At 40.2% G+C, this 26,470-nt stretch carries 22 protein-coding genes and 16 tRNA genes; 2 read left to right on the top strand and 36 right to left on the bottom strand.

Going from position 1 to position 26,470, the window contains the following annotated elements; genetic code table 11:
- Positions 1-32: 32 nt before the first annotated feature.
- Positions 33-581: an HD domain-containing protein gene (locus tag ACY8DX_RS09715; protein WP_462406714.1), complete on the bottom strand. Its 549-nt coding sequence runs from the start codon at positions 579-581 to the stop codon at positions 33-35.
- Positions 582-1,051: 470 nt separating this feature from the next.
- Positions 1,052-1,240 carry a hypothetical protein gene (locus ACY8DX_RS09710; protein ID WP_462406713.1) on the bottom strand — a complete coding sequence of 63 codons (189 nt, stop codon included), beginning with the start codon at positions 1,238-1,240 and terminating at the stop codon, positions 1,052-1,054.
- Positions 1,241-1,642: 402 nt separating this feature from the next.
- Here ACY8DX_RS09710 and ACY8DX_RS09705 point away from each other — a divergent pair, with 402 nt between their 5' ends.
- Positions 1,643-2,797: a S1C family serine protease gene (locus ACY8DX_RS09705; RefSeq protein WP_462406712.1), complete on the top strand. Its 1,155-nt coding sequence runs from the start codon at positions 1,643-1,645 to the stop codon at positions 2,795-2,797.
- 112 nt (positions 2,798-2,909) lie between these two features.
- On the opposite strand, the gene ACY8DX_RS09700 is transcribed toward ACY8DX_RS09705, so the two are convergent.
- From ACY8DX_RS09700 to ACY8DX_RS09650, 11 genes are all read right to left on the bottom strand, one after another.
- Positions 2,910-3,446: a hypothetical protein gene (locus tag ACY8DX_RS09700; protein ID WP_462406711.1), complete on the bottom strand. Its 537-nt coding sequence runs from the start codon at positions 3,444-3,446 to the stop codon at positions 2,910-2,912.
- 88 nt (positions 3,447-3,534) lie between these two features.
- A complete protein-coding gene (locus tag ACY8DX_RS09695) occupies positions 3,535-4,284 on the bottom strand; it encodes a GNAT family N-acetyltransferase (protein WP_462406710.1) in 750 nt (249 codons plus the stop codon).
- Between the two features lie 418 nt (positions 4,285-4,702).
- Positions 4,703-5,626 (bottom strand): D-ribose ABC transporter substrate-binding protein, encoded by a 924-nt coding sequence (locus ACY8DX_RS09690; protein ID WP_462406709.1) that lies wholly within the window; start codon positions 5,624-5,626, stop codon positions 4,703-4,705.
- 19 nt (positions 5,627-5,645) lie between these two features.
- A complete protein-coding gene (locus tag ACY8DX_RS09685; RefSeq protein WP_462406708.1) occupies positions 5,646-6,587 on the bottom strand; it encodes an ABC transporter permease subunit in 942 nt (313 codons plus the stop codon).
- Positions 6,568-8,067, bottom strand: coding sequence for a sugar ABC transporter ATP-binding protein (locus ACY8DX_RS09680; protein WP_462406707.1), 1,500 nt, complete (start codon positions 8,065-8,067; stop codon positions 6,568-6,570). The genes ACY8DX_RS09685 and ACY8DX_RS09680 overlap by 20 nt, the downstream gene beginning before the upstream one ends.
- Positions 8,068-8,088: 21 nt before the next feature.
- A complete protein-coding gene (gene rbsD, locus ACY8DX_RS09675) occupies positions 8,089-8,478 on the bottom strand; it encodes a D-ribose pyranase (protein ID WP_462406706.1) in 390 nt (129 codons plus the stop codon).
- Positions 8,475-9,356 carry a ribokinase gene (gene rbsK / locus ACY8DX_RS09670; protein WP_462406705.1) on the bottom strand — a complete coding sequence of 294 codons (882 nt, stop codon included), beginning with the start codon at positions 9,354-9,356 and terminating at the stop codon, positions 8,475-8,477. The genes rbsD and rbsK overlap by 4 nt, the downstream gene beginning before the upstream one ends.
- On the bottom strand, positions 9,353-10,333 hold the full coding sequence (locus ACY8DX_RS09665; protein WP_462406704.1) for a LacI family DNA-binding transcriptional regulator: 981 nt from the start codon (positions 10,331-10,333) through the stop codon (positions 9,353-9,355). The genes rbsK and ACY8DX_RS09665 overlap by 4 nt, the downstream gene beginning before the upstream one ends.
- Positions 10,334-11,210: 877 nt before the next feature.
- Complete coding sequence (locus tag ACY8DX_RS09660; RefSeq protein ID WP_462406703.1) at positions 11,211-12,392, bottom strand: DUF418 domain-containing protein; 1,182 nt, start codon at positions 12,390-12,392, stop codon at positions 11,211-11,213.
- A 23-nt stretch (positions 12,393-12,415) separates the two neighbouring features.
- Complete coding sequence (locus ACY8DX_RS09655; RefSeq protein WP_049671117.1) at positions 12,416-12,700, bottom strand: hypothetical protein; 285 nt, start codon at positions 12,698-12,700, stop codon at positions 12,416-12,418.
- Complete coding sequence (locus tag ACY8DX_RS09650) at positions 12,697-12,996, bottom strand: DUF2089 family protein (RefSeq protein WP_049671118.1); 300 nt, start codon at positions 12,994-12,996, stop codon at positions 12,697-12,699. The genes ACY8DX_RS09655 and ACY8DX_RS09650 overlap by 4 nt, the downstream gene beginning before the upstream one ends.
- A 185-nt stretch (positions 12,997-13,181) precedes the next feature.
- Between ACY8DX_RS09650 and ACY8DX_RS09645 the strand changes: the two genes are divergently transcribed.
- Positions 13,182-13,679 (top strand): hypothetical protein, encoded by a 498-nt coding sequence (locus ACY8DX_RS09645; RefSeq protein WP_462406702.1) that lies wholly within the window; start codon positions 13,182-13,184, stop codon positions 13,677-13,679.
- Positions 13,680-14,045: 366 nt separating this feature from the next.
- Here ACY8DX_RS09645 and ACY8DX_RS09640 read toward each other — a convergent pair whose 3' ends face one another.
- The 23 genes from ACY8DX_RS09640 to ACY8DX_RS09530 form a co-directional block, all read right to left on the bottom strand.
- A complete protein-coding gene (locus ACY8DX_RS09640) occupies positions 14,046-14,942 on the bottom strand; it encodes an HD domain-containing protein (protein ID WP_462406701.1) in 897 nt (298 codons plus the stop codon).
- A gap of 87 nt (positions 14,943-15,029) precedes the next feature.
- Positions 15,030-15,524, bottom strand: coding sequence for a hypothetical protein (locus ACY8DX_RS09635; protein WP_462406700.1), 495 nt, complete (start codon positions 15,522-15,524; stop codon positions 15,030-15,032).
- A gap of 65 nt (positions 15,525-15,589) precedes the next feature.
- A complete protein-coding gene (locus tag ACY8DX_RS09630) occupies positions 15,590-15,832 on the bottom strand; it encodes a hypothetical protein (RefSeq protein WP_462406699.1) in 243 nt (80 codons plus the stop codon).
- A gap of 976 nt (positions 15,833-16,808) precedes the next feature.
- Positions 16,809-17,012, bottom strand: coding sequence for a DUF7695 domain-containing protein (locus tag ACY8DX_RS09625; protein ID WP_462406698.1), 204 nt, complete (start codon positions 17,010-17,012; stop codon positions 16,809-16,811).
- A gap of 196 nt (positions 17,013-17,208) precedes the next feature.
- On the bottom strand, positions 17,209-18,228 hold the full coding sequence (locus ACY8DX_RS09620) for a restriction endonuclease (protein ID WP_462406697.1): 1,020 nt from the start codon (positions 18,226-18,228) through the stop codon (positions 17,209-17,211).
- Positions 18,229-18,461: 233 nt separating this feature from the next.
- The gene (locus tag ACY8DX_RS09615) at positions 18,462-22,757 is read right to left on the bottom strand and encodes an AAA domain-containing protein (protein WP_462406696.1); all 4,296 of its coding nucleotides are present in this window, start codon (positions 22,755-22,757) and stop codon (positions 18,462-18,464) included.
- 348 nt (positions 22,758-23,105) lie between these two features.
- A tRNA-Glu gene (locus ACY8DX_RS09610) sits at positions 23,106-23,177 on the bottom strand.
- 3 nt (positions 23,178-23,180) lie between these two features.
- Positions 23,181-23,255, bottom strand: a tRNA-Asn gene (locus ACY8DX_RS09605).
- 9 nt (positions 23,256-23,264) lie between these two features.
- Positions 23,265-23,338, bottom strand: a tRNA-Ile gene (locus ACY8DX_RS09600).
- Positions 23,339-23,353: 15 nt separating this feature from the next.
- A tRNA-Gly gene (locus ACY8DX_RS09595) sits at positions 23,354-23,427 on the bottom strand.
- Positions 23,428-23,432: 5 nt separating this feature from the next.
- A tRNA-His gene (locus ACY8DX_RS09590) sits at positions 23,433-23,508 on the bottom strand.
- 5 nt (positions 23,509-23,513) lie between these two features.
- Positions 23,514-23,587 (bottom strand) — tRNA-Trp (locus ACY8DX_RS09585).
- Positions 23,588-23,594: 7 nt separating this feature from the next.
- Positions 23,595-23,678, bottom strand: a tRNA-Tyr gene (locus tag ACY8DX_RS09580).
- An 11-nt stretch (positions 23,679-23,689) separates the two neighbouring features.
- Positions 23,690-23,762: transfer RNA gene (locus ACY8DX_RS09575), tRNA-Thr, on the bottom strand.
- 47 nt (positions 23,763-23,809) lie between these two features.
- Positions 23,810-23,886 (bottom strand) — tRNA-Asp (locus ACY8DX_RS09570).
- A gap of 15 nt (positions 23,887-23,901) precedes the next feature.
- Positions 23,902-23,994 (bottom strand) — tRNA-Ser (locus ACY8DX_RS09565).
- A gap of 7 nt (positions 23,995-24,001) precedes the next feature.
- Positions 24,002-24,077 (bottom strand) — tRNA-Ala (locus tag ACY8DX_RS09560).
- Positions 24,078-24,092: 15 nt separating this feature from the next.
- Positions 24,093-24,169 (bottom strand) — tRNA-Pro (locus ACY8DX_RS09555).
- Between the two features lie 7 nt (positions 24,170-24,176).
- Positions 24,177-24,253 (bottom strand) — tRNA-Arg (locus ACY8DX_RS09550).
- A gap of 21 nt (positions 24,254-24,274) precedes the next feature.
- Positions 24,275-24,360 (bottom strand) — tRNA-Leu (locus ACY8DX_RS09545).
- Between the two features lie 14 nt (positions 24,361-24,374).
- Positions 24,375-24,449: transfer RNA gene (locus ACY8DX_RS09540), tRNA-Gly, on the bottom strand.
- Between the two features lie 8 nt (positions 24,450-24,457).
- A tRNA-Leu gene (locus ACY8DX_RS09535) sits at positions 24,458-24,539 on the bottom strand.
- A gap of 813 nt (positions 24,540-25,352) precedes the next feature.
- Positions 25,353-26,447 (bottom strand): S8 family serine peptidase, encoded by a 1,095-nt coding sequence (locus ACY8DX_RS09530; protein ID WP_462406695.1) that lies wholly within the window; start codon positions 26,445-26,447, stop codon positions 25,353-25,355.
- Between the last annotated feature and the right edge of the window lie 23 nt (positions 26,448-26,470).

Below are 26,470 nucleotides of genomic sequence, written 5' to 3'. Positions count from 1 at the left end.
CCTGAGCAAACAAAAAAAGCGACAAAAGCCGCTTATTGATTAAAAAATGTATGGACCAGCTGTTCATACTCATCGAAAAAGGCTGGGATTTCCTCAGTATCAAGACCATCACGCATATGCTTCGCCACACCCGTGAAATACCATTTCTGCTCGTCTCGGCCTTTTTTGAATTTTGCCCATATCCCCTCTCCCGCATCGTTGATGTCTTCAGCAAGTGAGCGCAAGTTATCCAGCTTATCGGCCACCACTAACGCTTTCACTTCAAGAGGAGCGGTTTTAATAGCTTCAATGGTATGCTGCTTACGATCATGCCAGGAATGGGCTTTGTTTTCCGTATTTCCGGCCACCACCTCTGCCACTCTCTCCCCAAATTCGCGTTTAATCTCCTCCATGGTGACAGGAGTATCTTCCACCGTGTCATGCAGATAGCCCGCTGCAATGACTTCCTCTGAAAATCCCGCTTTTCTTAAGGTTTCCGCAACACGGATAGGATGGCCAATCATCGGTTTCCCCGTGAGTTTTCTCGTTTGTCCATCATGTGCTTTGGTAGCAAATATCTTGGCTTTTTCGGTTAGATTCATACTAAATCCTCCTATCTTCCTCTTTCATATCCTCAGTGAATTTTACTTCTATTATTTCCTCAATTTCTTCAAATGGATTTACTTCAGCCACCTTATCGCCCGATTGCCTTGCCTTTTTCGTTTAAATTCAAATACACTAGGACGACAAAAAAGAGCCTTTAAAGGCCCGATGATGCATACGCAAAATTCTCATCCACATTCACAAAAAATCAGGCAGAACCCCACTCTTACATAAAAAGCTTACTAAGAATAGATTTTAACATCATATCATGCGCCTGGCATTAAGTCAGGGACACCCCAATAACACCAATTGTCAAAACCGGACGGGTCACAAATTTGTGATATATCCGGAATGACAACAGTATCTTCATTAGCTTTTTCATCATAAGTAATAGAATTCCCCTCATCATCCCACCTATCCAGACAGTAATCTAAAAATGATCATCCTGGTAAAAGTGGATACTAACAGCTTAATCATCGCCTAAATAATACTCCATCACCGCTACTGTTTTTCCCTCTCTTTTTGAAAAAGTGACCTCATGAATCTTAACCAGTTGATGCCTGTTCTCTGTGTTCTCTACAAAGACATTCATCAAGTCGCAAACATGTTCCTTGTCTTCTCCAACGAATTCGTGCTTTAACAAACTACTAATGGTCATGTTCATTTCCTCCTTTAGAAATAGTTAAAGCAAAAGCTGAAGACCCCCTCTTTCTACTATTCCCGCTAAGGAATATGACCTACCTCACAATATATTGGTGAGCTTGAAGTAATTGTCAGTACCATAAAAAGGACGTTGCGAATATCCCTTAACCCCTAACGAATAAAATAAATCCGCCAAACTTAAATTCCAATTATTGTAAATGATGTCCAAATGTATTAAACTATTATCATAGTACATAAGACCCTATAAGGAGTGATTCAAATATATTGTTCAAAATGCGGTGAACCCTTCTCGCGTCAGCCTAGATATTGCTCGGCTTGTGGAAATAAGACAGAAAGAAAATCTAAGAAAATAATCATATGGGGATTAGCACTTATCACGACATTATGCCTATGCGTAATGGCTTCTTACGGTTTCTATCTTTTCAATGAAAAAAAGGAAGCAGAACAATCTATCCAGGATAAACCAGAACAAGTAAAAGAAGTTGTAAAAAAGACAAAAAAGGAAGCACCCAAACCTGCCTTACAGAAAACAAGTACCGCTCCTAAAGATGTATCTCAAATAATTGAAGAATCACTCTCAAAAGTATTTACGATTTCGAATGGAACCTCTCAAGGCTCCGGCTTTCTTATCAATAAGAACGGAGATATTCTCACCAATGCACATGTCGTGGAAGGAAATACATTGGCCATCGTAAAAGATCATAATGGTACGGAACATCAAGGAACTGTCATCGGCTACAGCAATGAAGTCGATATCGCTTTGATCCGTGTCCCCAACCTGGCTAATCAAACACCCCTGTCTATTGAAACAACTGATAAGTCCCAATTAGGTGACGAAATCATTGCACTCGGAAGCCCAAGAGGACTAGAGAATTCAGCAACTTTAGGAAATATAAGCGGCGTAGATAGAACCTTTGTTATCGAGCCCCATTTATATGACGGCATTTACCAAATATCAGCTCCCCTCGCGCCCGGCAGCAGCGGCGGTCCCTTGTTAGATAGAAAAACGGAAAAAGTGATTGCCATAAACTCTGCCAAAATGAATGGCGAAGACAATATCGGCTTCAGCATCCCGCTCTACAAGATTATGAACACAGTCACTCAATGGTCCTCTGCCCCAATGAGCGAACAGGAGATAAATCAACTCTTTTACAATGAAGCAGGCGTCTTTTATTATGAGGATCTCTATGGGAATGAAGGTTATTTTGACGGTGGTTCATACGAAGAAGAATACGATAGCTATTATGAAGATTACGAATATGATTATGATGACTCTGAATTTGAAGAAGATTATAGTGAATATGATGACTATGAATACGATCATGATGAAGGTTACGATGACATGTATGATGACCCCGATTATTATGAGGAAGACCTCGAAGAAGATGAAAGCCTACTGATAGAGGAAGATGCAGAGGATGCTTATGATGATACTTTAGTAGAGGAATCTGATTTAGAAGAAGAAACTGATGAGGATGAAATCGAAATGGATCCTTATGGTGATGAGGAGGATGTAGATTCTGATGTTTCCGATGATTACTTGGATCAATAATCATAAATACCCCCATCGGATGGGGGTATTTTAATTTACAAACCTGACTTATAAATATGCGATTCACAATTATCGATACACAATAAATCAAGACATCCAGTACCCTTTATCTCTATATACTATTCAATTTCCCTTCTAACTCAATGACACTTTTAAACTGTGATTCTTCATTAAAAATCAATCCGCTTTTACAAAAGATCAAAAACTCCTTAAAAGCACTGATCATAACGTCAATTAAGATCCTTTGCGGAATGACCAAAGTACTAATATTATTGGGAGCCTCTATATGATAGGAATCTAATACGATATAAAAATCCGTTTCTTTCTTCATTATGTTAAGTGTCGATATATTGTCTAGGAGGGTTATATCATATTCAATTTCCTCATCAAAATTATGTAAATACCAAATGATATCCCACCATGTAAAAAGCATATCTTCTGTCCGCTCTGAGCTGCTGAGAAATACTTTATCTTCATAAGTCATTTCTATATAACCGGGCAGATAGATGTGATTGTCGTAGTCTAGTGCTTTTTGTGCAGCCTTCTTCGCATCAGGATGATTAATCGGTAAGAACTCCCTTTCTTCAGCAGTAGAATAACCAAACTCAGGGATGTAGTTGCTAATGTAAGAGACTATTTTTAATGTCATATGATCAGTAACTCCTTATATGGATCGGTGTACGACCAGTCTTTTGTTAACCATATCATATTTTCTCTATTGACTTTGCTACGTCATCCTATTTATTAAGTATCCTTTTTAAATAAGCAGCATCTAACAAATTCACCGTCTCAAACTTCCCTTTATAAAACACAGCCCAGTTATTGAAAACGCATGGCAATCCCTTTGCTTTTTGCAGTGTATTGACTTCTATTAATCTCAGAGGAATGCCATTCATTTCACCATACTGTTTAATTTTCTCGATGCTTTGATAGATATATGGGCACTGCTTATCATAATAAATGGTCAGCTCTTGACTGTCGATTGTTTCGGTTTTTGCATTTGGTGCAAACTTTGGCGCCTTTCCATCAAAAGAAAGGGCTAACAATTCATATCCACGATCGGTTGTATCAACAACCTCAAAGCCGAACTTCTTTGCAAATGATTGGTCAGAAAGCCATCCTTTTTGTTTTTTGGCTCCGAGCATACAAACGCCGGATTTCCCCTTTTCTATCGCATCGGCCAAGCAATAATCCATCAGTGCCTTTCCATACCCTTTTCCTTTGTAGCTGCCAGAAACCCATAAACAATAGATATAATAATAGTTGTCACCCATGACCGGAACCCATGCTGTCTCAAGAGGAGCATATTCGATAAAAACCGCCGCCTTTGCCTTTAACTTTCGAAAAACATGACCTTCATTCAGCCGGTCTGATAGCCATTGTCGTTTTGCTTCAACCCCTGGATGAGGCTTTCTGCTTCGGATAATGCAGCATAAGTGCTCATTAGCAAGGTTTTCTGTTGTTACGTTTATGAATTCAGTTTCCATGTGGCTCCTCCCTTTCGATTTTTTGAATGGACGAACTAATCTTACTCGGAATAGTAAGCTTTTATGGGCATATGTTGCGCACAAGAAATCAATATAGGAAAGCTGCCTGGCAAAATCGGACGCGATATGCAGATCATTCAACAACTTGCCTGATGCGCCTATACAAAGCTTTTACAAAGTTTGAACCTTCCTTTCCCTCTATTCCCGCTTATGATTGCCACTTACCTGACACTATGTTGGAACTCTTCAAATATATGTATGTGAGAATGATTAGGCTTAAATTAAAAGGAGACCAAATCATCCCTGCCTGATCCTAGTCATTTATACAAATAACAATGTACCATTCATGAGCAATAAAAGGGACAGAGTAAGAATCGATTCATTCTCACTCTGTCCCTTACGTATCATACTGTACCTTTTACTTTTTCGTTACCAATTCCAATTCTACTGGAATGAAGTCTTCTGGTTCGTCACCATTTAAATATTCTACCGCTGTTTTCACGGCCGTTTCACCGATCAATCCTGGCTGTTGGGCAACGGTTGCGGCCATTTCACCAGCCTCTACCTTTGCTACCGCATCATCTGTCGCGTCAAAGCCAACGACAACAATATCTTTTCCTTCCGCTTGAATTGCTTCAAGAGCGCCTAATGCCATTTCATCATTTTGGGCAAATACGGCTTTTACATCCGGGTTAGCTTGAAGAATATTCTCCATAACGGTTAATCCTTCGGAACGATCGAAGTTGGCTGTAAGGCTTGCTACGATATCCACTTGACCATCAACCGCTTTCACAAAACCTTCGCCGCGGTCAATAGCTGCTGAGGAACCCGCTACTCCTTCTAACACAGCTATCTTGGCCCCTTTATCGACTTGAGAAAGTAAGTATTCTCCTGCCATTTCACCGCCAGCTTTATTATCAGAGGCAATATGAGAAACGACTTCTCCGCCTTCAGAGGAACGGTCTACCGTGATAACTGGAATGCCAGCACTATTAGCTGATTCAACCGCAGAGGCAACGGCAGAGGAATCCACTGGGTTAATCATGATCAAGTCAACCTTTTGCTGAATTAAGTCCTCGATATCAGATGCTTGTTTAGAAGCATCATCCTGAGCGTCTACAACGGTGATTTTTGCTTCTTCACTTTTTGCTTTTTCTTTAGCAGCATCACTTAAAGAAACAAAGAATGGGTTATTTAATGTAGATACAGAGAAGCCAATGACAACCTCATCATTCTTGGAGGAATCAGATTTAGATGAAGAGCCTCCACCTGATTCCATCGAACAAGCAGCCATTACAATCGACATCAATACAGCCAGTACAAGAATTGAAAACTTTTTCATTCCTAAACACTCCTTCATATTATGCTTGTTTCTTTCTATCTAGCATTACGGCTAGTAATATAACTACACCCTTCACAACTTGTTGGAAGAATGAAGATACCCCAATTAAGTTCATCCCATTATTTAAAACACCTATAATTAAGACCCCAACCAATGTGCCAAATATCCATCCTCTTCCTCCCGTCAGCGAAGTGCCGCCAAGTACAACAGCCGCGATGGCATCAAGCTCATACGACTCCCCTGCCGTTGGCTGGGCAGAATTCAATCTGGAGGTCAGGATTAGAGCAGACACAGAAGCTAAAAGCCCCGTGATGGCATAGACCCAAATCTTCACACGATCTGTGTTGATACCCGATAATTTAGATGCTTCTTCATTTCCGCCAACGGCATATACGCGGCGGCCGAAGTTTGTTTTATGAAGAATGAGATAAAGGACAATAAATGCCAGGATTGTGGTGATGACAGGTACAGGGATTCCGAGGAAGTATCCTTTCCCAAACATCTGGAATGTGACTGAATCACCTAGTCCGGAGACTGGTTTACCTTCTGTATAAACAAGCGTAAATCCACGATAAACGGTCATGGTGGCGAGTGTGGCGATAAATGGTGCAACCCTGCCCTTTGTGATGATAATTCCATTGATGGCTCCCAGGATTAAACCGAGAACGAGGGCTACCCCCATGGCAATAATGGGGTCTGTCCCGCTTGCTATAAGACTAGCAGCTACAGCTCCGGTTAACGCCAGCGTGGAACCAACGGATAGATCAATGCCGCCAGTCAGAATAACAAAGGTCATGCCGAATGCGATCAATCCGCTAATGGACACCTGCCTGAGTACATTTAATAGATTCGATACCGTTAAGAAATTGGGATTAAGCAATGTTAAGACTACGATTAGCAATAACAATCCAAATAGAGGTCCGAGCTTTGGCAGTAATTCTTTATAATTTATTTTGGACAACTTTCTCTCCTCCTGTCGCAAAATGCATGATCCGCTCTTGTGTCATTTCATGTTTTTCTACTACACCCGTTAATTTGCCTTCCTGCATGACGATGACTCTATCAGCCATTCCGATCACCTCAGGCAGCTCTGAGGAAATCATCAATATCGCTACACCTGATTCAGCTAATTGATTGATAATCTGATAGATTTCTTTTTTGGCTCCGATATCAACCCCACGCGTAGGCTCATCGAGTATTAATATCTCAGGCTTTGTTTCAAGCCATTTTGCGATAACCACCTTTTGCTGGTTCCCCCCTGACAGGGATTTCACGAGCTGTTCTGCGCTGGAGGCCCGGATGCGTAATTGTTTCATATGATGGTCAACCAGTTTTTCTTCCTTTTTGGGCTGAATAAACCCGCCCTTCGAACCTTTTTCCAAATTAGCCAGCATGATATTTTCCTTTATCGAAAAATCCAGGACTAATCCTTTTGATTTTCTGTCCTCTGTGACAAAACCAATACCATACTTCATGGCCTCAATCGAATCTTTTATTCTAACGGGCTGATTATCTAGTAAAATCTCACCCCCGGTAGCCTTCCGATAGCCAAATAATGTTTCAGCAACCTCGGTACGCCCCGCTCCCATTAGTCCAGCCAGCGCTAGCACCTCGCCCTTTCTCAGTGTGAATGATACATCTTCAAAAGCTACATCAGCACTTAAACCACGCACCTCAAGCTTTATATCCCCAATACTAGATTCCCTTATCGGAAACCGATTACCAAGCGCTCGCCCGACCATCATGGAGACAATCTCATCAAAGCTTGTTTCCTGAATTCGTTTCACCCCAACATACTGCCCGTCCCTTAAAACGGTAATCCGGTCACATATCGAAAAGATTTCCTCCATCCGGTGAGATATATAGACAAAGGATATTCCTTTGCTTTTCAATTCTCTTATGGTTTGGAATAGAGTCGTGATTTCACGATCAGTCAACGCAGCTGTCGGTTCATCCATGACAATATATTTCGCATCTGAAGCAATGGCCTTTGCGATTTCGATGATTTGCTGTTTACCGACGGATAGATCACCTGCTCTTTTTTTCGGATTGATGTGCAGGCCAAGCTTTGCCAGCAATTCCTTCGCTTCTTTTTCCATTTTCTTTTGTTTCAAGAATCCTAGCTTGTACGTGTATTCTTTTCCAAGGAATAAGTTATCGGCAACAGAGAGATCAGGCAGGATGTTTAGCTCCTGATGGATGACATGAATACCCTCTTTCTCGGAATCCTTCGTTGACTTAAAGTCCATCAGTTTCCCGTTCACTCTTACTTCGCCGCTATCCTTTGTATAGATTCCCGCCAGAATTTTCATCAAGGTGGACTTCCCAGCACCATTTTCCCCCATTAGGGCATGAATCTCACCCTGCTTTAATTCAAACTGGGCATTGTTCAGAACGACATTTCCATTGAACGCTTTCGAAATCCCTGACATTTGTATCATTGAAGTGTCACCAGCTTTCTTTTAGAAGATAACTCCGCTTTGTAAGATGATGTTGGCATATGGAGTTGCTTCGCCTGTACGAATAATCACCTTGGCTGATTTTGTCCGCTCCTTAAAATCTTCATGAGAAACCACCTGTATATCTTCAAAGCGCTTATTAATCCATGTATGAAGAGATTGATTATTCTCTTCCATTTCTTCGGCGATAACCGCCTGTTCCACTTCTACATCCTCCAACACGGCTTCAACCACTGGCAAAAAACCAGGCTCCCCTATTTTGTAGCTTAGGTCGATACACGTTGTTCCGTCTGGTACAGGCAGACCGCAATCGGCAATAACAATTTGATCCGTATGGCCTAGCTTGCCAAAAATCCCCGCCAGCTCACGGTTCAACATTCCATTCTTCTTCATAGCGCTCTCCCCTTCATCCTGGCTGCCACTTCCGCTTCGGTAGGCATGCCGCCTTGAGCCCCAAATTTCTCAACGGATAAGGACCCGGCAATATTCGCAAAACGGACAGCTTCCTTAATGGATTTCCCTTCTGTCATCGCATGAGCAAACGCTCCATTAAATGTGTCCCCTGCCCCAGTTGTATCAACAGGTACAACTGGGTAGCCCTCTACTTTGATGATGTCTTGGCCATCAAAGTACATCGCTCCGCTTTCACCAAGAGTCACAATTAATTGATTCGGATAGTTACGAACAGCTTGTTCAGGCGAAGTGCCGAATATCTCTGTTACCTCTGTTTCATTCGGAGTAAGATACGTAATCTTGTCCATCCACTCAATCTGGAAATTCTCTGCCGGAGCCGGATTTACTATGACTGGTACTTCTGATTCCCTGCATAATCCCAAGATGTACTCCACCGTATCAGGCGGGATTTCCAGCTGCATGATGACCATCGCTGATTGACTAATCAGCTCCCTGTGTTTTTTTACCATAGATGGAGTCACCTGAAAGTTAGCTCCGGGAACGACAATGATTTGATTGTCGCCATTGTAGACAATAATATTGGCAATCCCCGTATTCGTGCTTACACATTCTATGTAGCTTGTATCTACCTTCTCATCCTCCAGCTTTTGCTTTAGCACTGAGCCAAAGCTGTCATGTCCGACTGCGCCTATCATTGTGACTGAACTTCCTAAGCGCGCCGCAGCAACCGCTTGATTGGCTCCCTTGCCTCCCGGAACGGTTTCAAATCGCCGGCCTAGGACGGTTTCTCCATGTTTCGGGAGATTATTTGTTTCACAAACTAAATCCATATTGATACTTCCGATAACCGTAATCATTTTCTAGCCCCCTTGACTGATTCTCGTATGATTAATTGCGGGGAAACATATTCATCTAACCGATCGATTGTGTTTCCATCTATTTTTTTGATCAGCATTTCCGTTGCTCTTGATCCAAGCTCATATATATTTTGGGCGACTGTAGCTAAGCTCGGATTCATCATTTCTCCCAAGCTAATCCCATCAAAGCCCATAATCTGTACTTGGTCAGGAATACAGATTCCTAAAGAATGAGCCGCTTTTATGGCGCCAATGGCGGATATATCACTGCAGGCAAAGATGGCATCAATCGTTTCATCTTTTTGTAATAGATCTTTTACGATTTTCTCTGATTCCATATATTCAAAGGGACAAGGAACAACCGTCATAGAGACCGAAGTATTTGAAATCGCTTTCAAAAATCCTTTTAAACGGTCTTCTGCCGGCCTTAATCCTTCCGGCCCTCTTAAGCAAGCTATATGGCGCACCTTTTGATTGATTAGAAACTCTGTGCCAAGCTGCGCTCCTTCCTCATTCCTTGTCATAACGGTCGGAAACCCGCTCCCTATCGGCCGATCCAATGCGACGATTGGCACATTCAACTGCTCATAATATGTCTTCTCCAATTCACTAGTCGCCAGAATCATACCAGCAACATATTTCCTAGATAGGGTTTCAATATAGTTCTTTTCTTTCTCTCTCTGCTCATCTGAATTGCATAAGATAAGTGCATATCCATTCGCCACTGCCACATCCTCTACCGCTCTAGCCAGCTCAGGAAAGAACGGGTTCATAATATCAGGAATAATAAGCCCGATTGCCTTCGTTTGTTTCGTACTGAGCGACCTCGCAATATGGCTTGGCTGGTAAGCTAGGCTCGCAATCGCTTCTTCTACCTTCTCACGTGCTTTCTCGCTGACATAACCATTATTAAAGTAGCGTGATACAGTAGCTACCGAGACACCCGCTCGTTTGGCAACATCTCTTATCGTAGTCATATATCACCTCATCAACCAATTTGTGTAACCGGTTACATACAATGTACATGATTCATTTTATAAATGTCAACAATTTTAGAATATATTTCTATAATGTTTATCTTTCAGCTTAATAAGTTATTGGAGGATAATGAATTCGTTTTTAAAGATTACAATAATAGGAGACAAGGAATATCTTATTAATGCTTTGTGCTGATTTTTATTGCATACATAAGGCGTCAACAACGAGGAATAAAATTATTTAACTTGAAGAGAGACAGGAAAAAAAGATGGAGGAAAACCTGTATTTCCTCCATCTTTTTGTTTCCAAAACACCGATAAGCCAGGTTAAGGGGCTATCTATGTAGTAAGTCTGATTATGAATCATAGAAAAATGAACATCTGGTGAAATGTGTAAGATGAAACTTACCTGATCGATTGGCAAAGTGCATGTGTGTTAAAAGTCCATCACAACACAAAAAGAGACCTTTGGAAGCGCATGCTTGGATAGAGCAACACCTACAAAAAGTCCCTAGTACTTAGTTATCGATAGATTTCATTATAACCCGTTTAACAAGAGTCATTCATGATAACACCGTGACCCTTTACCATAGGAATCAATACGTAATCCCTTGTGGAACATCCCGGGCAACAAGATTTTTCGGGTGGTGACAGGCACTATCACTTATGTCCCTTGTGTATCATACTGTACCCTTTGCTTTATAAATATCTACTTTCTTATGTTTAACTTATCCTCGTTAAAAAGACCTTAATGAACAATAAATTAATTTTTGCATCATGGTCTTTTTATTTGTCTTCACAAAAACAGAAATCGATTGGCTATTAGATGAGCTTCTAAAAGCAATATGTATAAAAACAAGCCAATTCTTCATTTCTCTTAAGCAGCATCACTACCAGAAGACTTTATTTCTTTCACTTTCCCTCGCCAAGAAAGATTGGTCCATACACGGAGAAGGTATTCAACAGGCCCTCTTTTTACATATTGGAGGTACCAGAAACTGCATGCACATTGCACCGAAAAGACCAGTATGCCTAATAGGACGCTTGCTGTGAAGCTGATTTCTTGATAGTACCCTAGACCATATTCATAGAAAACAAGCGTCATGATGACCGATTGCATCAAATAATTCGTGAGTGATAATTTCCCCATGGATTCAAAAGCTCTAAACAGGAAGCCACCTTGATATTGGGCATATAAATGAGCAAATGCGAGGACATACCCAAATGCAAGCAATTGTCCGCCCGATTGAGAGAAGACTCCGCTGAACGTTTCCAAACCTTCCAGGTGACTCAATAGCTTCAATGTTATACCGATTGGTATGAGCCACCATCCATGACGATAGGCGCTTTTTTGACTCGATGGATCGGCAAACCATTGCTGTTTTGCCATGACCATCCCTATCAGAAACATGGGCATCATCACAAACGGGGACAACAACAAAGCGCCAAGTAACAACAATGGATTCTCTTCTAAAATAGGAGGAATGGCGTTTTCGTTATATTCTCGGATCTCTGTGTAAGAACCGTTAGCATACACCTCATCTGTCTTTTGGACGAATGCAAGCATTTCCGGTGTCTCGAATTGATTGGTCGTATCCCCATAACTTCCGGCCGTGAATAGAATAAATGTTATCCCTGCCCATATCAATATTGTTTTAGGCTTTCTATATAGGAAAGGAAGCAACACTAGCACCATCACTCCGTAATAAAACAAGATGTCCCCATCCCAAATAAATGTAGCATGCAGCATTCCAATCGTCATTAAGCCAAAAGCTCTGCGAACGAGATGCCATCTGGATTTATCTCGTTTTTCATTGATCGCTTCCGCAAGCTTCACCAATGAATACCCGAATAATAGTGAAAATATCGGCATAAACGAATACTCGAAAACAATTTTGACAAAATGAACAGAAAACCAATCCATCTTTGATAATTCATCTGTATCTATCAAATCCTTGCCCCATAAGCCGAATTGGAATATCAACAAATTCGCCATTAAAATCCCCAGCAAGCTAAATCCCCTCAGTGAATCAAGCAGCGTTACCCGCCCTTTGCTCATTATGTATCCCCCATCCATTTAAGTTATAAATCTAAGGCTTTCATCCTTGCCAGTTCCTTCTCCCTTTTATTCGCTGCCATCTTCCGGCCACTAAACCAATACCCCACTAGGAAAAGCTCTCCAATGATTATGTATAGACCAAGCTTCAAAGCTGACCATTCAACCTGCCCTGACCATTGGGCATAAATTAAGGCCGCCAAATATAGGACAGGGATAACAGCACCTAAATACAATTTGTCCCTAGTCGATAAATACTGCTGAGCAGCAAAAATAACTAAAACCATGAAAAATCTAAACAAGCCATTCATTTAGCATCCACCTCCTTTTTGTACTTATCAATAATCAGTTTGGCATCCTCTAGGCTAATCCGATCATCGATAGACAGTTTTTTAATGAAAGTGATAAACTCTTCCTCTTCCAAACTATCATACACTTTAATTTTTTGGATGAGTTTATCTAATCGAAGTCGAACGGTTGGATAAGACACTTCATAAACCTTCGCTATATCCTTTAAGGACCCTGAATTTAGGACGAAATTTTTAATGAACTCAATGTCCTCCCTCTCTAAAGATAGAAGCCAGTTGGGAATATCGTTTCTGTCCAAATTAATCCTCCTTTGTATAATTTATTCTTAACTTAACATAATTTTTAATAATATTAAATATATTTTTAATAATATTAAATTTATCAAACAGCAGACATTATCATTTTGTCATTGAAAAATCCATCTCAGTTTCTTCTTTGTCGGTCCACTTAGAGCAAAAAACATTCTCCTAGCATTTATTTCGTATGAAATATGATAGAATAAAATTATCTTTAAATAATAAATTTTCTGTATTAGGAGTGAGTAAAATGACTACATCAAGTGAAGTGCTCAAATTAGGTAACGTATATGCAGCAACAATAGTAAGTGATGATGGCGGGAGTACATATTACTTCACAGAAGATTTATTGAAGAAGCAAATCGTCATCGAACGTATAGTTAATTTAGGAGAAGACGACCAATTGGTCACAGAGTTAACTCTTTTTTGTCGCTCTTCTGACGACTCATTTGTCATCGAATTATATAATGGGGACTACATAAATTCATTTATGATTTTAGGGATGATCAATCCGGTAATTGCTATGGTTGAGGAATGTCCAACACTAGATGAGTTTCTGGATGCGATTACTCGTATATCTGAGAATTATACGTCTGCTCTTATGCAAGAAAACCCAGAAAAACAGTTAGAGATCGTTGACTGGGTAAACAGCATTTTTGAAGATTTAAAAAACATATCACTTTAACATAATACTGCTTCAAATCACTTTTTGACTTTGAAACACAGTTGATGTAATAGGCCTCATTATATTGAGGCCTTTTCAGAAGAAAACGAAAAAAGCCTCTCCTATTCAATGTAAGAGAGACTCTTTTTGTTGTAGATTCAAATTCCTTTTTTCTGCATTAGTTACCTGTTCATCACAAAATCTTTGTATTTGTATAATGGTTGCCACTTTTAAGTCCAAATAAGTTTTACTCCACTTGATAAACCATCTAACATTTGATTGGTGAATAAATAATGGTGAGATAGACCAGCTTAATAGAAGTTACCAAGAAAACATTAAAAGCATTACTCCGTATAATATTTAGAGCAATGTTCTCGAGATTTTGAATCAACTATTCAATGAGGATTGTTCACCAAACACATCGCGAACTAGCCTGTCATATTCCTTCCAAGCATCCATTTCGGAAAACTCGGTTAATTTATCACGAATGCTTTTATAATACCAGCCCTGTTCATCTTTATCTTTTTGATTGAAGCGTTCCCATAGCGAATCTCCTATTCTATCATAGTCTCGCTTTATAGCTCGCATATTAGACAGTTTATCGCCAAGAGTAATCATTTTTGCCTCTTTTGGTGCATTGTTTAAATGGTCCAAAAATTCTCTCTTTCTTATTTTCCAGGTGAGTACTGGATCTTTTTGCTTTTGTTTATTTTCTGTTTCTAGATCCACCAAATAGGAAACTTCTTTCCCGAAATTCTTTTCTATATCATCGAGTGTGTATTTTGTATCTTCGACAACATCATGCAATATAGCTGCAGCTATTACATGGGGATTGTTTGTTAAACCCGATACAATGCTACCCACTTCCATACAGTGTGTTATATAAGGAATCTTCGTCCCTTTTCGACATGTGCCTTTATGTGCAACGGCAGCAAACTGCAATGCCTCTTCTATAATGGAATTACCTTCAAGTCTATCTTCATCACGCATAAAGTCTGGGAATTCAGGGACAATTCCTGCTTGAATTAATCCGTCAGTCCGTTTTTTGTCTTCTTTAGCATTGAGGTAATCCCTGGGTTCTAGTTCGTAGAAATGACATTCTGGATTTCCCTGTTGTTCCCCTTGGGTAAATCCACCTAATAACGGACAGCTCCAACAAAAGATTGTATCAGGCTTAAACACTGCATTGGCGGCTCTGCAGTAATATCGTCCATCGGGATCTTGCCAAACCGGATGAATAGAATATTCGTATGTATAACTTTTCTCTTTTTGTCTATTTCTCATCTAGTATCGCCCCTTACCTAACCATAATGGCAGTCATAAAACCTATCTAGCAGAGAACCTCTAAGAATCATAGATCCATGCAGGCCTTTATAATTCACAAGCTACTAAGGCATATTTTTTCTCTGGATCTAGACCTCGTATATAGTTTAAGATGGTTTGCTTATTCGTTGTTCCATATGTTTCTACAAAATTCTTGATTTCCAAAGGGGTCAACCTAGCTACCCAACCGCCCCAATCAGTTTGTTTTCCATCATAAGTTCCCTTATCAATTAGATCAATCAACGCAAAAAATCCATTATCCGTTTCAATGAACGGACTTTCCCTACAAGGAACATTACCGCTGGGGTCGCCACCTTCCCAATGGAAATGTGGATCTTCAAGTGAACCAATATAAACATCTCTGTATGTCATACTAGGACCTCCTATTTTCCATCTATAAAGTGATACACTAGGAGTTATATACCCTTTTTTGATATTCCAAAAAACTTTTATAGAATAATATAAAATGTGGTTTTCCACGGCCAATTGGTCATTTTCTTCAGGCCCATGGCAGTGAATGTAAGCATCAACGACTTTTTTCATATAGGATGGTGCCTTTACCACTCAAATTTCAGAGACCTCGAATATATTTTTAGCATAATAGGTCTTTATACATTTTCCCGATTATATACCTCTGCTATCAATTCACATAGCTTACCTAGATATAATAGGTTCATCTGATATACTACTTCCGGAGAAGGAGATAGACTGATCATAAAATCATCTGTTGAACTTATATTCTCTTCAAATTCACGGATTTTTCTAATAAGAGATTCACGCTCTTCTATCAAGTCTATATAACTTTTATTATTCTGCATCTCTATATATCCTTCTGGACAAATCATCGTCATAATCAGTTACCCCTTTCTAATCAAATTATATCAATCTACCTATAGTCCATAAGTCATATTTGATTTCCTATTTACGAAAGATGATTTCCTTGTATAAAATTAATTTAAACACCCATTCAATCATTCAACACTGTCTTTTGCCTTTTGTTCCATATACTCTTCACGAATTTAAGACAATGTTTCAAGACTTTCCTTGTGTATTGCATTTGTATAAGTTTTGGACACTAGACCAACCATATACATAATTAATCACGACTGTAGATTTTTCTTCCCATTCACGATTACAGCTAGTAGAGTTGCCTCCTCATTTCTCCTTTTCTCCACTATTATGTCTGCTTGCTTTACTACTCCCCAAGAAGCATCGTATCAATTTTAAAAAGAGCCTGTCTGCTTTTGCTTTTCTTCTCAACGACAGGGGATACTTCTCCAAAAGACTTACATAGAAATCATCAAAAAAATTTACAAATATTATTTCCCTGTGTTTTAAGAAAAATCTTCCCTGCATCTATATGGTGTAAATTATACAAATTTCTAACAGCAATGTTGGTCTCCTCCTGCGGTGATCGTTTAGAAAAGTTAAAAGCCCTCTCTTTTTACTATTCCCACATAAGAATAAGTCCTACCTAACAATATATTAGAAAGATTGAAGTAACTGTAAAAATGGAATTTCATCATAAAGATTAGGATTAGAAAGCAATGCTATAAGAATAAGCATCCTAATTACATTCTCGCATTCTTAAGATTAAGATTTGCCTGGACCTAAACACCCTATAATAGACGTTTCTCTCTTGGTGAATTGACCATTTCACAGTAACTTTTGAACTCTTATTTCATCTCTTTTAAAAACAATATATTCTCAAAAGAAAACTCCCCAAACGGCAAATAGAAAAATAAATCCAATCTATTTGTCGTAAGGGGAGCATATGTTTTGTGGTGCATTTCAAGATCAAAAATACATTTAATATCCTTTAGGAACTTATTCTTGTTTGTCTTCAAATATAGAAAGCTCTTCAAACCAATCCTCGGGAGGATGCTTAGGGAAACCTCTTCTAATGTAATCTTTCCCGCCATCCACTGAAACTTTGCCGCAGGAACAGGTTTTAAAATCATGTCGGTACGTGGACTCAATTACATCTCCGCACGTTTTACATTTGGCAGCATTCTTGATGATAGAGTTCATGTTTGTATGACCTCGCTTTGATAGGATAATTCCATTATATATGTGAAAAAGATGGCGGGGGTAATAACTTGCTTGCTGAAGAAGAAGCTGAATAATATGAGTAAGTAAGTCACAATAAGGTTTGACTTATTCAATACTTTTCCTAAACAAAGTCTAGGCATATGTTTTTGATTACTTACTTTCAAGCTCCAATGTATTACTCTTCAATATTTAGCATCCATACTTTTTTCAAAGGAATTTCTGCTTTAATATCATCGCTAAGGTTATCATAGTTTTCTAAAAGCTGTTCTATTATTTTCGCTGAATCCCATAATCTAACTCGGAAAAATTGTTTTGGTATTTCCTTTATTACAGAATTCTTAAAGCCGTTCCACGATACAAGTAATCCATAATCTGCATTAAAATTACTCATAGTCCCAATTAGTTGGTCCATCGTTGGGCGATCCACAGGCAAATCTGTTGTTTTTACTTGAACGCATATTTTAGGAGATCCGAACCCTAATGTATCGGCCGCTGCTAAAATATCGACTCCTTGATCAGACCCTTCAGGACTTTTATAGGTGGTAAATCCCTTTGCTTTTAAGATTTCCTCAATAAGCATTTCCATCTTGTGACCTTTAAATTTCCTAATGATATGCTCTGAAATTCTATCCTGTATATACTCTTCTAAATCAGGAATTCCCTCATCTTCAGTATCTTCAAGTCTTTCAGGTATAGGTTTATGTGCTACTTGCCAATTATTCTTATACATCTCTTTGAGACGTTCTTCTGCATTATTTTTATGAATTTTGCACACAGTCATGAAGGCAACCATTGAATATAAAATATCCTGTTCAAATCTATCTCTTGGAACATCTAATGAGAACCATTCTACATCGCGATAATGATAATATGGACTTTCTGATGTAGGATTGTATTGGTATTCACTAGTAATTTTCCCAAAATGAATCGTTCGATTAAGTTTACTAGGTAATACAACCCAATCACCTATTTCCATCCGATGAGCAATTGGATAGATTTGCGAAGCCCAATTTATTGCTGTCTTTTCTTTCTCTAAGTCATACTTTTCAACCAAAAATGAGTAAAGATTTTCTTTTCTTTGAAATCTATTTAAATTTACATCTAAATCATCCCATGTCAAATATACACGTTTATCCTGTATAAACTTATTTTCATATTCACCATGAGAGCCTGCTCGGAACAACCAAATACTCAATTGTATTTCCTCCAAAGATTTCAAATTTATATTAATAGTATATCAAACACATAAGAACATTTTTAAAATAAGTTATGCAGCGACTCGGAAAAGTAATTTATATAAGTACAATATAAACCTTTTAACCATTACAGATTTTAACAGATTCTAAAAAGAAAACGGCCCAAGCTCTCCAAGATGAAGAACTCAAACCGCCTAAACTATTCGGTGTACTTTATCATATAAAAATCAACCTAAGCGTTAGCCTCAATCCCCAATTCCTCTAACCTTCTCCATAAACTCTCCATCGCCTTTTTCTTATCATAATAGAACTCTCTGCCACGGACTCGCCAAAATTTCCAGCCTACACGTTCTAGATTGTATTGGCGTTGCATGTCCTCTTCCCATTTTTCTGGTCCGTGCCATCTTTCGCCGTCACATTCCACCGCGAGTCGGTCTCTGAGTCCTTCAATGACGAGGTCAATGCGGTATTGGCCTACTTTGACCTGCGGCTGGACTTTATAGCCTCTGGCCACAATCATGCGAAGCACTTCGACTTCAAATGGTGAATCACATTTGTCCTCTAGATTTTCTAGTGTGTCGTTGACTCTTGTCGGGTTCTTGCAGTAGCTCAATAATTTGTAGCGGTAGCAATCCTTCTTCAGCTCATCTAACTCGACTGAGTGATAGAGCCTCATTTGATTTCGCGCACGGCTGGCGGCGACGTTGAAGGTTTGCTGCTGGTCTTTCTTCGTCATGGCCATGAAGCGTCTGTTGCCGGCAATCACCATGGATAGGAGAATAATATCCCGCTCGTCCCCTTGGAGACTATAGGCATTTCCGCAGATGATCTTTCTGTTTACAAATTCACTTTCCGGAATGGTTGCCCGGATTTTATTCTCGATAAGCGCAGCCTGTTTATTCCCTTGCAGGGCAATGACCCCAATCGTTTGCCCATCATATTTCGGGTCAGCGAGGATGCTTTCGATATCTTCGACGATTCTATCCGCTTCCGGTTCGTTGACCATATTCGTTCCTTCTGAGGCATATCCGTCCTCTACCCTTATCGCCACCACTGGCGGCTCTATTTTCTCATTATCAAACGGCAGCCTTAACGGAATCATTTGACCACCATAGCTTAAATCATTCGAGAATTGAATAATCTCCGGAACGCAGCGGAAATGCTCCTTCAGCATTAATCGGCCGTTCTTAGGGAAGATTTGATCGGCAATCTCGTAAAGTGAAATCTTATGGTCAAACAAGCGTTTGTTCGGAACGCCGTCTAAATAACGATTAATCAGCTCTTCAATCTCTGCATCCTTCGTTCCAATTCCATATGGACTGATTTGCTCGTCATCCCCGACAACGACCACCTTTCCCCCGCGCAGAAGCACAGGGACGGACATGATGTCACATTGACTGCTCTCGTCAAAAATAATGACATCGAATTTCTCATTGCTAATTGGGAAGTTTTCAAGCACCTGATTGACCGGCATGATCCAGACCGGAATGGCAGATTGCGCTGTTTCCATTTCCTTGCGGGCATCCGCTAAGAAGCGCTTATTGTTCCCGGTTCCCTTCCCATAGCGCTTGATGAAGTTTTTCCACGCAACGAGGGCGCGCTTTTGTTCATCGGTAATCCGGTTGATTTGATTCAACCAGGTTGAATTGGACACGATGCTGGTGATCAATTTCTTTTGATAGTCCTGCTCGGCCTTGATGCTATTTTCGATGCGCTCGGCCTCGAATTCCTCATTGATGGTCATCCAATCATACAGAGCTTTAAGCTCCCATGCCTTGTGCACCTCTTCAGGCATTGGCATATCCTTCGATAACGTGCTCATCATCCATTCCGCCGTCTTAGGTGCTAGGGCTTTGAATTTAGCATGAAGATTAAAGAATACAATGACTTCCTCTCTCTTCTTCCTTAAACCCGTTAGTTCATCCAGATTCTCATGCCACCTTGAGGCATCCTTCTCCTCTAAGATAGCCATAAACGAATGCACAATCGGGTGAACATGTTGCTCCTTTGAAAGCTCGTTCAGCTGCCCGATGTAGGCATGATAACCTGTTTCCCACTCTTGATAGCTGATGACATCATAGACATGCTCAACAGCTGTTTGCAGCTCCACATAAAAGGCATAGCTAAGCCAATTCGGCTGGTTCAACGATAGACGATTAGCTGTTTCTCTAAAGCCTTCGATTAATTGACCTAGCTGCATGGTCTTTTCATAGAGGGTAATTTCTTGATCAATAACACTAAAGAGACGTTTGTCATCGATGTCGATATGGGTTCCGCCAATTTCATCGATATTCGCATTCCACGTGCGGACTGCCTCATCTTTTTTCTTTTTCAAAAGTAGGTGCTTCTGCAGGATGTCTATCTCCTCAACTGTCCGTACGGGCTGGCCGTTAAGGACAGGCGTTTCCCAAAGGTATTTCGCGTTTTTCCCCTTCGTCATCGTAAAAATAAAATTCGGTTTCTTATTCTCTCGCAGGCGTTCTCCAAAAATTAGAATATCTGACTCTAACTCATAATCCGACTTATTTGGAAGGATGATTTTATGTTGAATGATCGTCCGATTCATAACCGTCATTTCTTCATTCAATGCCTTCATGTCACGGAAGAAGGACGTCCACCGTTCTTTGCGTGAGCCTCCTGCCAGATAGTCTTCGAGGATTTTCTGTGAGGAGGAACCTTCCTCGAAATCGTTTTCATAGACCAAAATCTCCGCAAGCTCCTGCTTTACTTGCTCGGCATAGGCCTGGTCAGGAGGGAATTGAACTTTGTCGGTATACGTGATGGCTTGATCATGCTTTTCTTGGAGTTCTCTTCCTGTCGTAAGCCAGCTTTGCATTTCCTCTATGCTTTTTAGCAGATTTGATTCAGGGAGAACGGAATCCTTCAAGCCAAGTTCCTTTTCATTTAGTGTACCTCTCAGTTCCCATAACTGATTGAATTCCTGTTTGGATAAAGGAAATTCCGTACCCATGGCAACCTTATCGAGAATCCACTGATAATCTACGGATTCCTCCGTAAGCATTTGCGCGACATCTGCTTTCGTGACAGGATTCCCTTTATACTCGATGCCCAGCTTCTCGCTTTTGCTGTATTCAAGCAGCTGGTGTTTGAGCTTGGCTTCCTTTCGTCGACTCTTATCCAGCTCTTCCTTGTCGCACGCAATTTCCGTTTCCAGCTTTTCGGTCGATAGATTCCCGAGTTGTTCGGAGATGGTCCGGATGGAGTTCTCGATTTCTCTAAGAGAGTCTCTTCCTCCACCGAGAACCGGCACACATAAATCCCGAATTTCCGCCGGGATTTTCTCCTTCAACACTTTCAGCGGATTTTCCTTTTGGCTCGTGATGAGAATCTTCTTCCCATGGGCCAATAGGTGAGAGACGATATTCGCAATCGTATGGGTTTTCCCTGTCCCAGGAGGTCCTTGAACCGTCAGACCGTAATTCGTTGCCAAGCGACGCGCGATTTCCTTCTGCTCTTCATTGGCTGGCAATGGGAAATATAAATCCGTCGCCACCTTATCCCACTTCAGGCTGTTCTCTTTCTGATCAAAATTCACTTCATCCCCGACAATGGAGGCAATCGTGGCTGGATCCTGAAAATCCTCCTGCTGCATCAATTCGATAATCTGTTCTAAATCATTTTTGAGGACTTGATTATCCTTTTTCCGAAGAATCAGGACATATTCATCCACATGGCCGACAGGATCTTTGGAAGGATTGATTGGTTCATCCCCCATCGCCACACGGCCACTCGCATCAATGATGTTCATAAATTGATTTGATAAATCACGGACATCTTCCTCGAACACATCTCGATAGTGTGCGGTTTGACTAATCAATTGGATTTCATCATTGTTCGGAAGCGGAATCCCGCTCAAGATATTCAATTCAAGCTTATAACCCTGATTCGTTGGCTTCACAATAACGATTCCCTTATCAGCATCAAGCTCAATATCCAGTTTGGTCGTGAACAAAGGATGAGAAATGGTCCCCACTTCATGTTTCCATGTAAAAATGGTCTGCCCTAACAGCAGCTCCAGTCCTTCACCCTCCACCTGGAATTCTTGATGCAGCTTAAAGAAACGTTCATACAGAGCCTGAACGCTTTTCATCCTTGTCATATTAGCCGCCCAATCGCTCCAGGCTGCTTTCCATTCGTTAAAAAGTTTAACCCGATTCGGATCTTCATCGAAGCGGACTTCTACCTGCGTGTCCCCTTCCGTCATTACCTTTGAATCAGGGATTTTCGGAGAATGCTTCTCGTTATCATATGAGTAGGTAATCCACTCCCTAATGGACTCATCAGGATCGGGAGGTGTGCTATCGGCATCACTCACGGTTTGCCGATGTATTTCTAGAATAGCATCACTATCTTCTCCCTCCCCCATTAAAAACACGCCTTCCCCGTATTCTTCAAGGGCCGACTTAGTCCACGTTTTTTCATACTCTTTATATTCACGGATAACCTTAAAACGCAGGTTATTCACAGCTAATAAATATTCAAATAACTGCTTTGCTTTGTCACTCAATCAAAAGCACCTCTTTATATTTTCATATAGTAAATATATCACAATGTCATAGAGAGGAATAACTGTAAAATATAGTAGGGTAAATGAGCTTATTAGTAATGGAATGAATTGAGGGAATAATAAAAACAGTGCACATGAATGATGGTGTGCACTGTTTTCAAATTGATTAACTTTATACTATCTGCATTACTAAAGTTTCATCTATTTTTTCATTTAGATACATATAAGCCTTTTCAAAATGTATTATGTTTTAGACAAAAGGAATTTGACCATCTTTCTCTCAGCTTTTATTATTAGAAAATTGGCGGCAAATAGAAAAAAACCATGTACAACTTGTACATGGTTTTATGACCCCTACGGGATTCGAACCCGTGTTACCGCCGTGAAAGGGCGGTGTCTTAACCGCTTGACCAAGGGGCCAAATGGCTCCGCAGGTAGGATTCGAACCTACGACCGTTCGGTTAACAGCCGAATGCTCTACCACTGAGCTACTGCGGAATAATGATATGGGCCTAAATGGACTCGAACCATCGACCTCACGCTTATCAGGCGTGCGCTCTAACCAGCTGAGCTATAGGCCCGTTATGATTCTTTTTTGGAGCGGGTGAAGGGAATCGAACCCTCATCATCAGCTTGGAAGGCTGAGGTTTTACCACTAAACTACACCCGCATCTATGGGGCGGCTGATGGGAATCGAACCCACGAATGTCGGAACCACAATCCGATGCGTTAACCACTTCGCCACAGCCGCCATTTTGGCAGGGGCAGTAGGAATTGAACCCACACTGGAGGTTTTGGAGACCTCTGTTCTACCTTTAAACTATGCCCCTATTTGGATGGTGGAGGGGGACAGATTCGAACTGCCGAACCCGAAGGAGCGGATTTACAGTCCGCCGCGTTTAGCCACTTCGCTACCCCTCCGTCATGAAGAGTGCCGGCAAGAGGACTTGAACCCCCAACCTACTGATTACAAGTCAGTTGCTCTACCAATTGAGCTACACCGGCATGACATATTAGTTTTCGTTATCATAGATCATTAATTTAATCATGAATGGCGGTCCGGACGGGACTCGAACCCGCGACCTCCTGCGTGACAGGCAGGCATTCTAACCAACTGAACTACCGGACCATTATGAAATTATGATGGAGGAGGAAGAGGGATTCGAACCCCCGCGCGGTTTGACCCGCCTCTCGGTTTTCAAGACCGATCCCTTCAGCCAGACTTGGGTATTCCTCCGTATAAGTGGTGGAGCCTAGCGGGATCGAACCGCTGACCTCCTGCGTGCAAAGCAGGCGCTCTCCCAGCTGAGCTAAGGCCCCATATGATTGTTAGAGTGGTCGGGAAGACAGGATTCGAACCTGCGACCCCTTGGTCCCAAACCAAGTGCTCTACCAAGCTGAGCTACTTCCCGTAAATAATGGCGCGCCCGAGAGGAGTCGAACCCCTAACCTTTTGATCCGTAGTCAAACGCTCTATCCAATTGAGCTACGGGCGCATACTTGGTAAATTTCGAGAGTGCCGAGGGCCGGTCTCGAACCGGCACGGTAGTCACCTACCGCAGGATTTTAAGTCCTGTGCGTCTGCCAATTCCGCCACCCCGGCATAGTACTTGGCATTGGAGCGGAAGACGGGATTCGAACCCGCGACCCCCACCTTGGCAAGGTGGTGTTCTACCACTGAACTACTTCCGCATATTAAGTGCGGGTGAAGGGAGTCGAACCCCCACGCCGTAAGGCGCCAGATCCTAAGTCTGGTGCGTCTGCCAATTCCGCCACACCCGCATGTTTTATAAATGGTGAGCCATGAAGAACTCGCCCCTGCAGCCCTCGTGCTTCTCTCTTTCAGGCTCTCTCGTTGACTGCTTTTTTATTTTAATCTGGATTCAACTAGATTGCAATATGGAAATTATGGAAATGATATTTTGTTTTTCTTCCTATATAAAAGAAATTAATAGCCCATGAATACTGCTATCATACACAGGAGTATAGGTTTCTCATCTGATGTTGGCACCTTTTTTATATGCCAAAGATTTAAAATTAATTTGAAATTAAAAAAAGGCCCCATACATAAACAGAGCCTTTCACTCAAACAAACTTACCACCTGTGGAACATTCTGTGAAACAAGAAAAACTGGGTCGTGACAGACACATATCTCCGGGATAAAGATAAATCAAAGTTAGCCAACCTCATTCTATAATCTTTAATTATACTTAAAAAGCTTCCAAATAAATAATGCCCAAAGAAGAATTCCAGTTATCACGAAAGGAAACAACATATTCCCAAAATCCAACTTAAATATTATAAATATAATAATAATTACGCTAAATATAATCGGTAAAATTAGTGTTTTTGTTTTTGTGGCAGGTTTAAGCCATACAAATTGTACAATCAAAAAGCCCAATAATATTAAAATCATTAAGTAAGTCATGACATCAGCTCTTTCTCATAAAAATTGAATATTAAAGCTAAATATATTTTAACACAAATCAATTCCATGATATAACAAAACAGAAATCTGTATACAGTTAGTCTTTTTATATATGAATAATAAATTCTACTATAATTCTGTTATAAAGACCTTCCTTAAAGTTGAGTTAATCGAGATTTAAAACTTTTTCAATTGCTAACTTAGCATCAACTATTTTATTCTCCATTTTACTATTTGTATTATCATATATAGATCTTTGACTAGTTCTTATTATTTTAGCCAGGTCTTCACTACTAATATCTTTGTATGTACTTTTCACCAATGCTGCAATCCCTGTTACATAAGCAGTAGCAAATGATGTGCCATCAGAGTATAAATAATCTCCCTCTGGTAACATTCCTAACACATCTTTTCCAGGGGCTGCCACTAAATTAGATGTTCCGTACCCAGAAAATTCATACATTTCACCTTTATTATCTACAGCTGCAACACATAAAACATTATCTAAATCAAAATTACAAGGATATGCAGGTGTTTTTTTTAAATCATTCCCTGCATTTCCAGATGAACATACGAATAGTATATCATCATATTTCCTCATTACTTCATACAAATTATAATCATAAGTAGTGTTATCCCAGCTACAATTAATTATTCTAACACCCAAACTATATGCATAATCCAAAGCTTTTATTGCATCGTCAAGATTTCCCGAGGATCCTCTCATGAATTTCAGAGGTAAAATTTTCACGTTTGGCGCTATCCCCCATACTTCATTACTCTTTTTATGAGCCCCCACAATTAAAGAAGTAATAAATGTTCCATGATAATCCCCTAGATAATCATCATAAACAGAGTTGTCGTTGTTATAAAAATCCCAGCCGTTAACATCATCCACGAAGCCATTATTATCGTCATCTAAATCATTGTTTGCAATTTCATATCTATTCACAAAGATACTCTCAGAAATCATAGGATTTGAAATATCAATTCCTGTATCAAGTACACCTACTATTATATCACTATCTCCTTTTGAAATTTCCCAGGCACTAACAGCATTAATATCATAGTTTTCAATTCCATTAACACCTTCTATCATTTGAGCTTTATTTAATAATGCCCATTGTTTGTTGGAAATCGATTTTTCTTCCAATTCCGTTACTAACTCTGTTTTATGATTACCTCCATATATAAATAATAATAATAAAAAAGCGGTGCTAATCATGATTATAATTCTTGATTTTGTCTTCAATTTTTGCATATTTACACCTTCAATGGTAAATA

It is taken from the genome of Gracilibacillus sp. Marseille-QA3620 (genome assembly GCF_054950035.1).
Note: the sequence above shows the minus strand (reverse complement) of the source record. Positions and strands in the feature narration are given on the sequence as shown.

Excerpts from the sequence above, each read along its gene's own strand:
- ACY8DX_RS09715 (WP_462406714.1), bottom strand. The coding sequence starts at position 581 with ATGAATCTAACCGAAAAAGCCAAGATATTTGCTACCAAAGCACATGAT.
- ACY8DX_RS09710 (WP_462406713.1), bottom strand. The coding sequence starts at position 1,240 with ATGACCATTAGTAGTTTGTTAAAGCACGAATTCGTTGGAGAAGACAAG.
- ACY8DX_RS09705 (WP_462406712.1), top strand. The coding sequence starts at position 1,643 with ATGGCTTCTTACGGTTTCTATCTTTTCAATGAAAAAAAGGAAGCAGAA.
- ACY8DX_RS09700 (WP_462406711.1), bottom strand. The coding sequence starts at position 3,446 with ATGACATTAAAAATAGTCTCTTACATTAGCAACTACATCCCTGAGTTT.
- ACY8DX_RS09695 (WP_462406710.1), bottom strand. The coding sequence starts at position 4,284 with ATGGAAACTGAATTCATAAACGTAACAACAGAAAACCTTGCTAATGAG.
- ACY8DX_RS09690 (WP_462406709.1), bottom strand. The coding sequence starts at position 5,626 with ATGAAAAAGTTTTCAATTCTTGTACTGGCTGTATTGATGTCGATTGTA.
- ACY8DX_RS09680 (WP_462406707.1), bottom strand. The coding sequence starts at position 8,067 with ATGATACAAATGTCAGGGATTTCGAAAGCGTTCAATGGAAATGTCGTT.
- rbsD (WP_462406706.1), bottom strand. The coding sequence starts at position 8,478 with ATGAAGAAGAATGGAATGTTGAACCGTGAGCTGGCGGGGATTTTTGGC.
- rbsK (WP_462406705.1), bottom strand. The coding sequence starts at position 9,356 with ATGATTACGGTTATCGGAAGTATCAATATGGATTTAGTTTGTGAAACA.
- ACY8DX_RS09665 (WP_462406704.1), bottom strand. The coding sequence starts at position 10,333 with ATGACTACGATAAGAGATGTTGCCAAACGAGCGGGTGTCTCGGTAGCT.
- ACY8DX_RS09660 (WP_462406703.1), bottom strand. The coding sequence starts at position 12,392 with ATGAGCAAAGGGCGGGTAACGCTGCTTGATTCACTGAGGGGATTTAGC.
- ACY8DX_RS09655 (WP_049671117.1), bottom strand. The coding sequence starts at position 12,700 with ATGAATGGCTTGTTTAGATTTTTCATGGTTTTAGTTATTTTTGCTGCT.
- ACY8DX_RS09645 (WP_462406702.1), top strand. The coding sequence starts at position 13,182 with ATGAAATATGATAGAATAAAATTATCTTTAAATAATAAATTTTCTGTA.
- ACY8DX_RS09640 (WP_462406701.1), bottom strand. The coding sequence starts at position 14,942 with ATGAGAAATAGACAAAAAGAGAAAAGTTATACATACGAATATTCTATT.
- ACY8DX_RS09635 (WP_462406700.1), bottom strand. The coding sequence starts at position 15,524 with ATGAAAAAAGTCGTTGATGCTTACATTCACTGCCATGGGCCTGAAGAA.
- ACY8DX_RS09630 (WP_462406699.1), bottom strand. The coding sequence starts at position 15,832 with ATGACGATGATTTGTCCAGAAGGATATATAGAGATGCAGAATAATAAA.
- ACY8DX_RS09625 (WP_462406698.1), bottom strand. The coding sequence starts at position 17,012 with ATGAACTCTATCATCAAGAATGCTGCCAAATGTAAAACGTGCGGAGAT.
- ACY8DX_RS09530 (WP_462406695.1), bottom strand. The coding sequence starts at position 26,447 with ATGCAAAAATTGAAGACAAAATCAAGAATTATAATCATGATTAGCACC.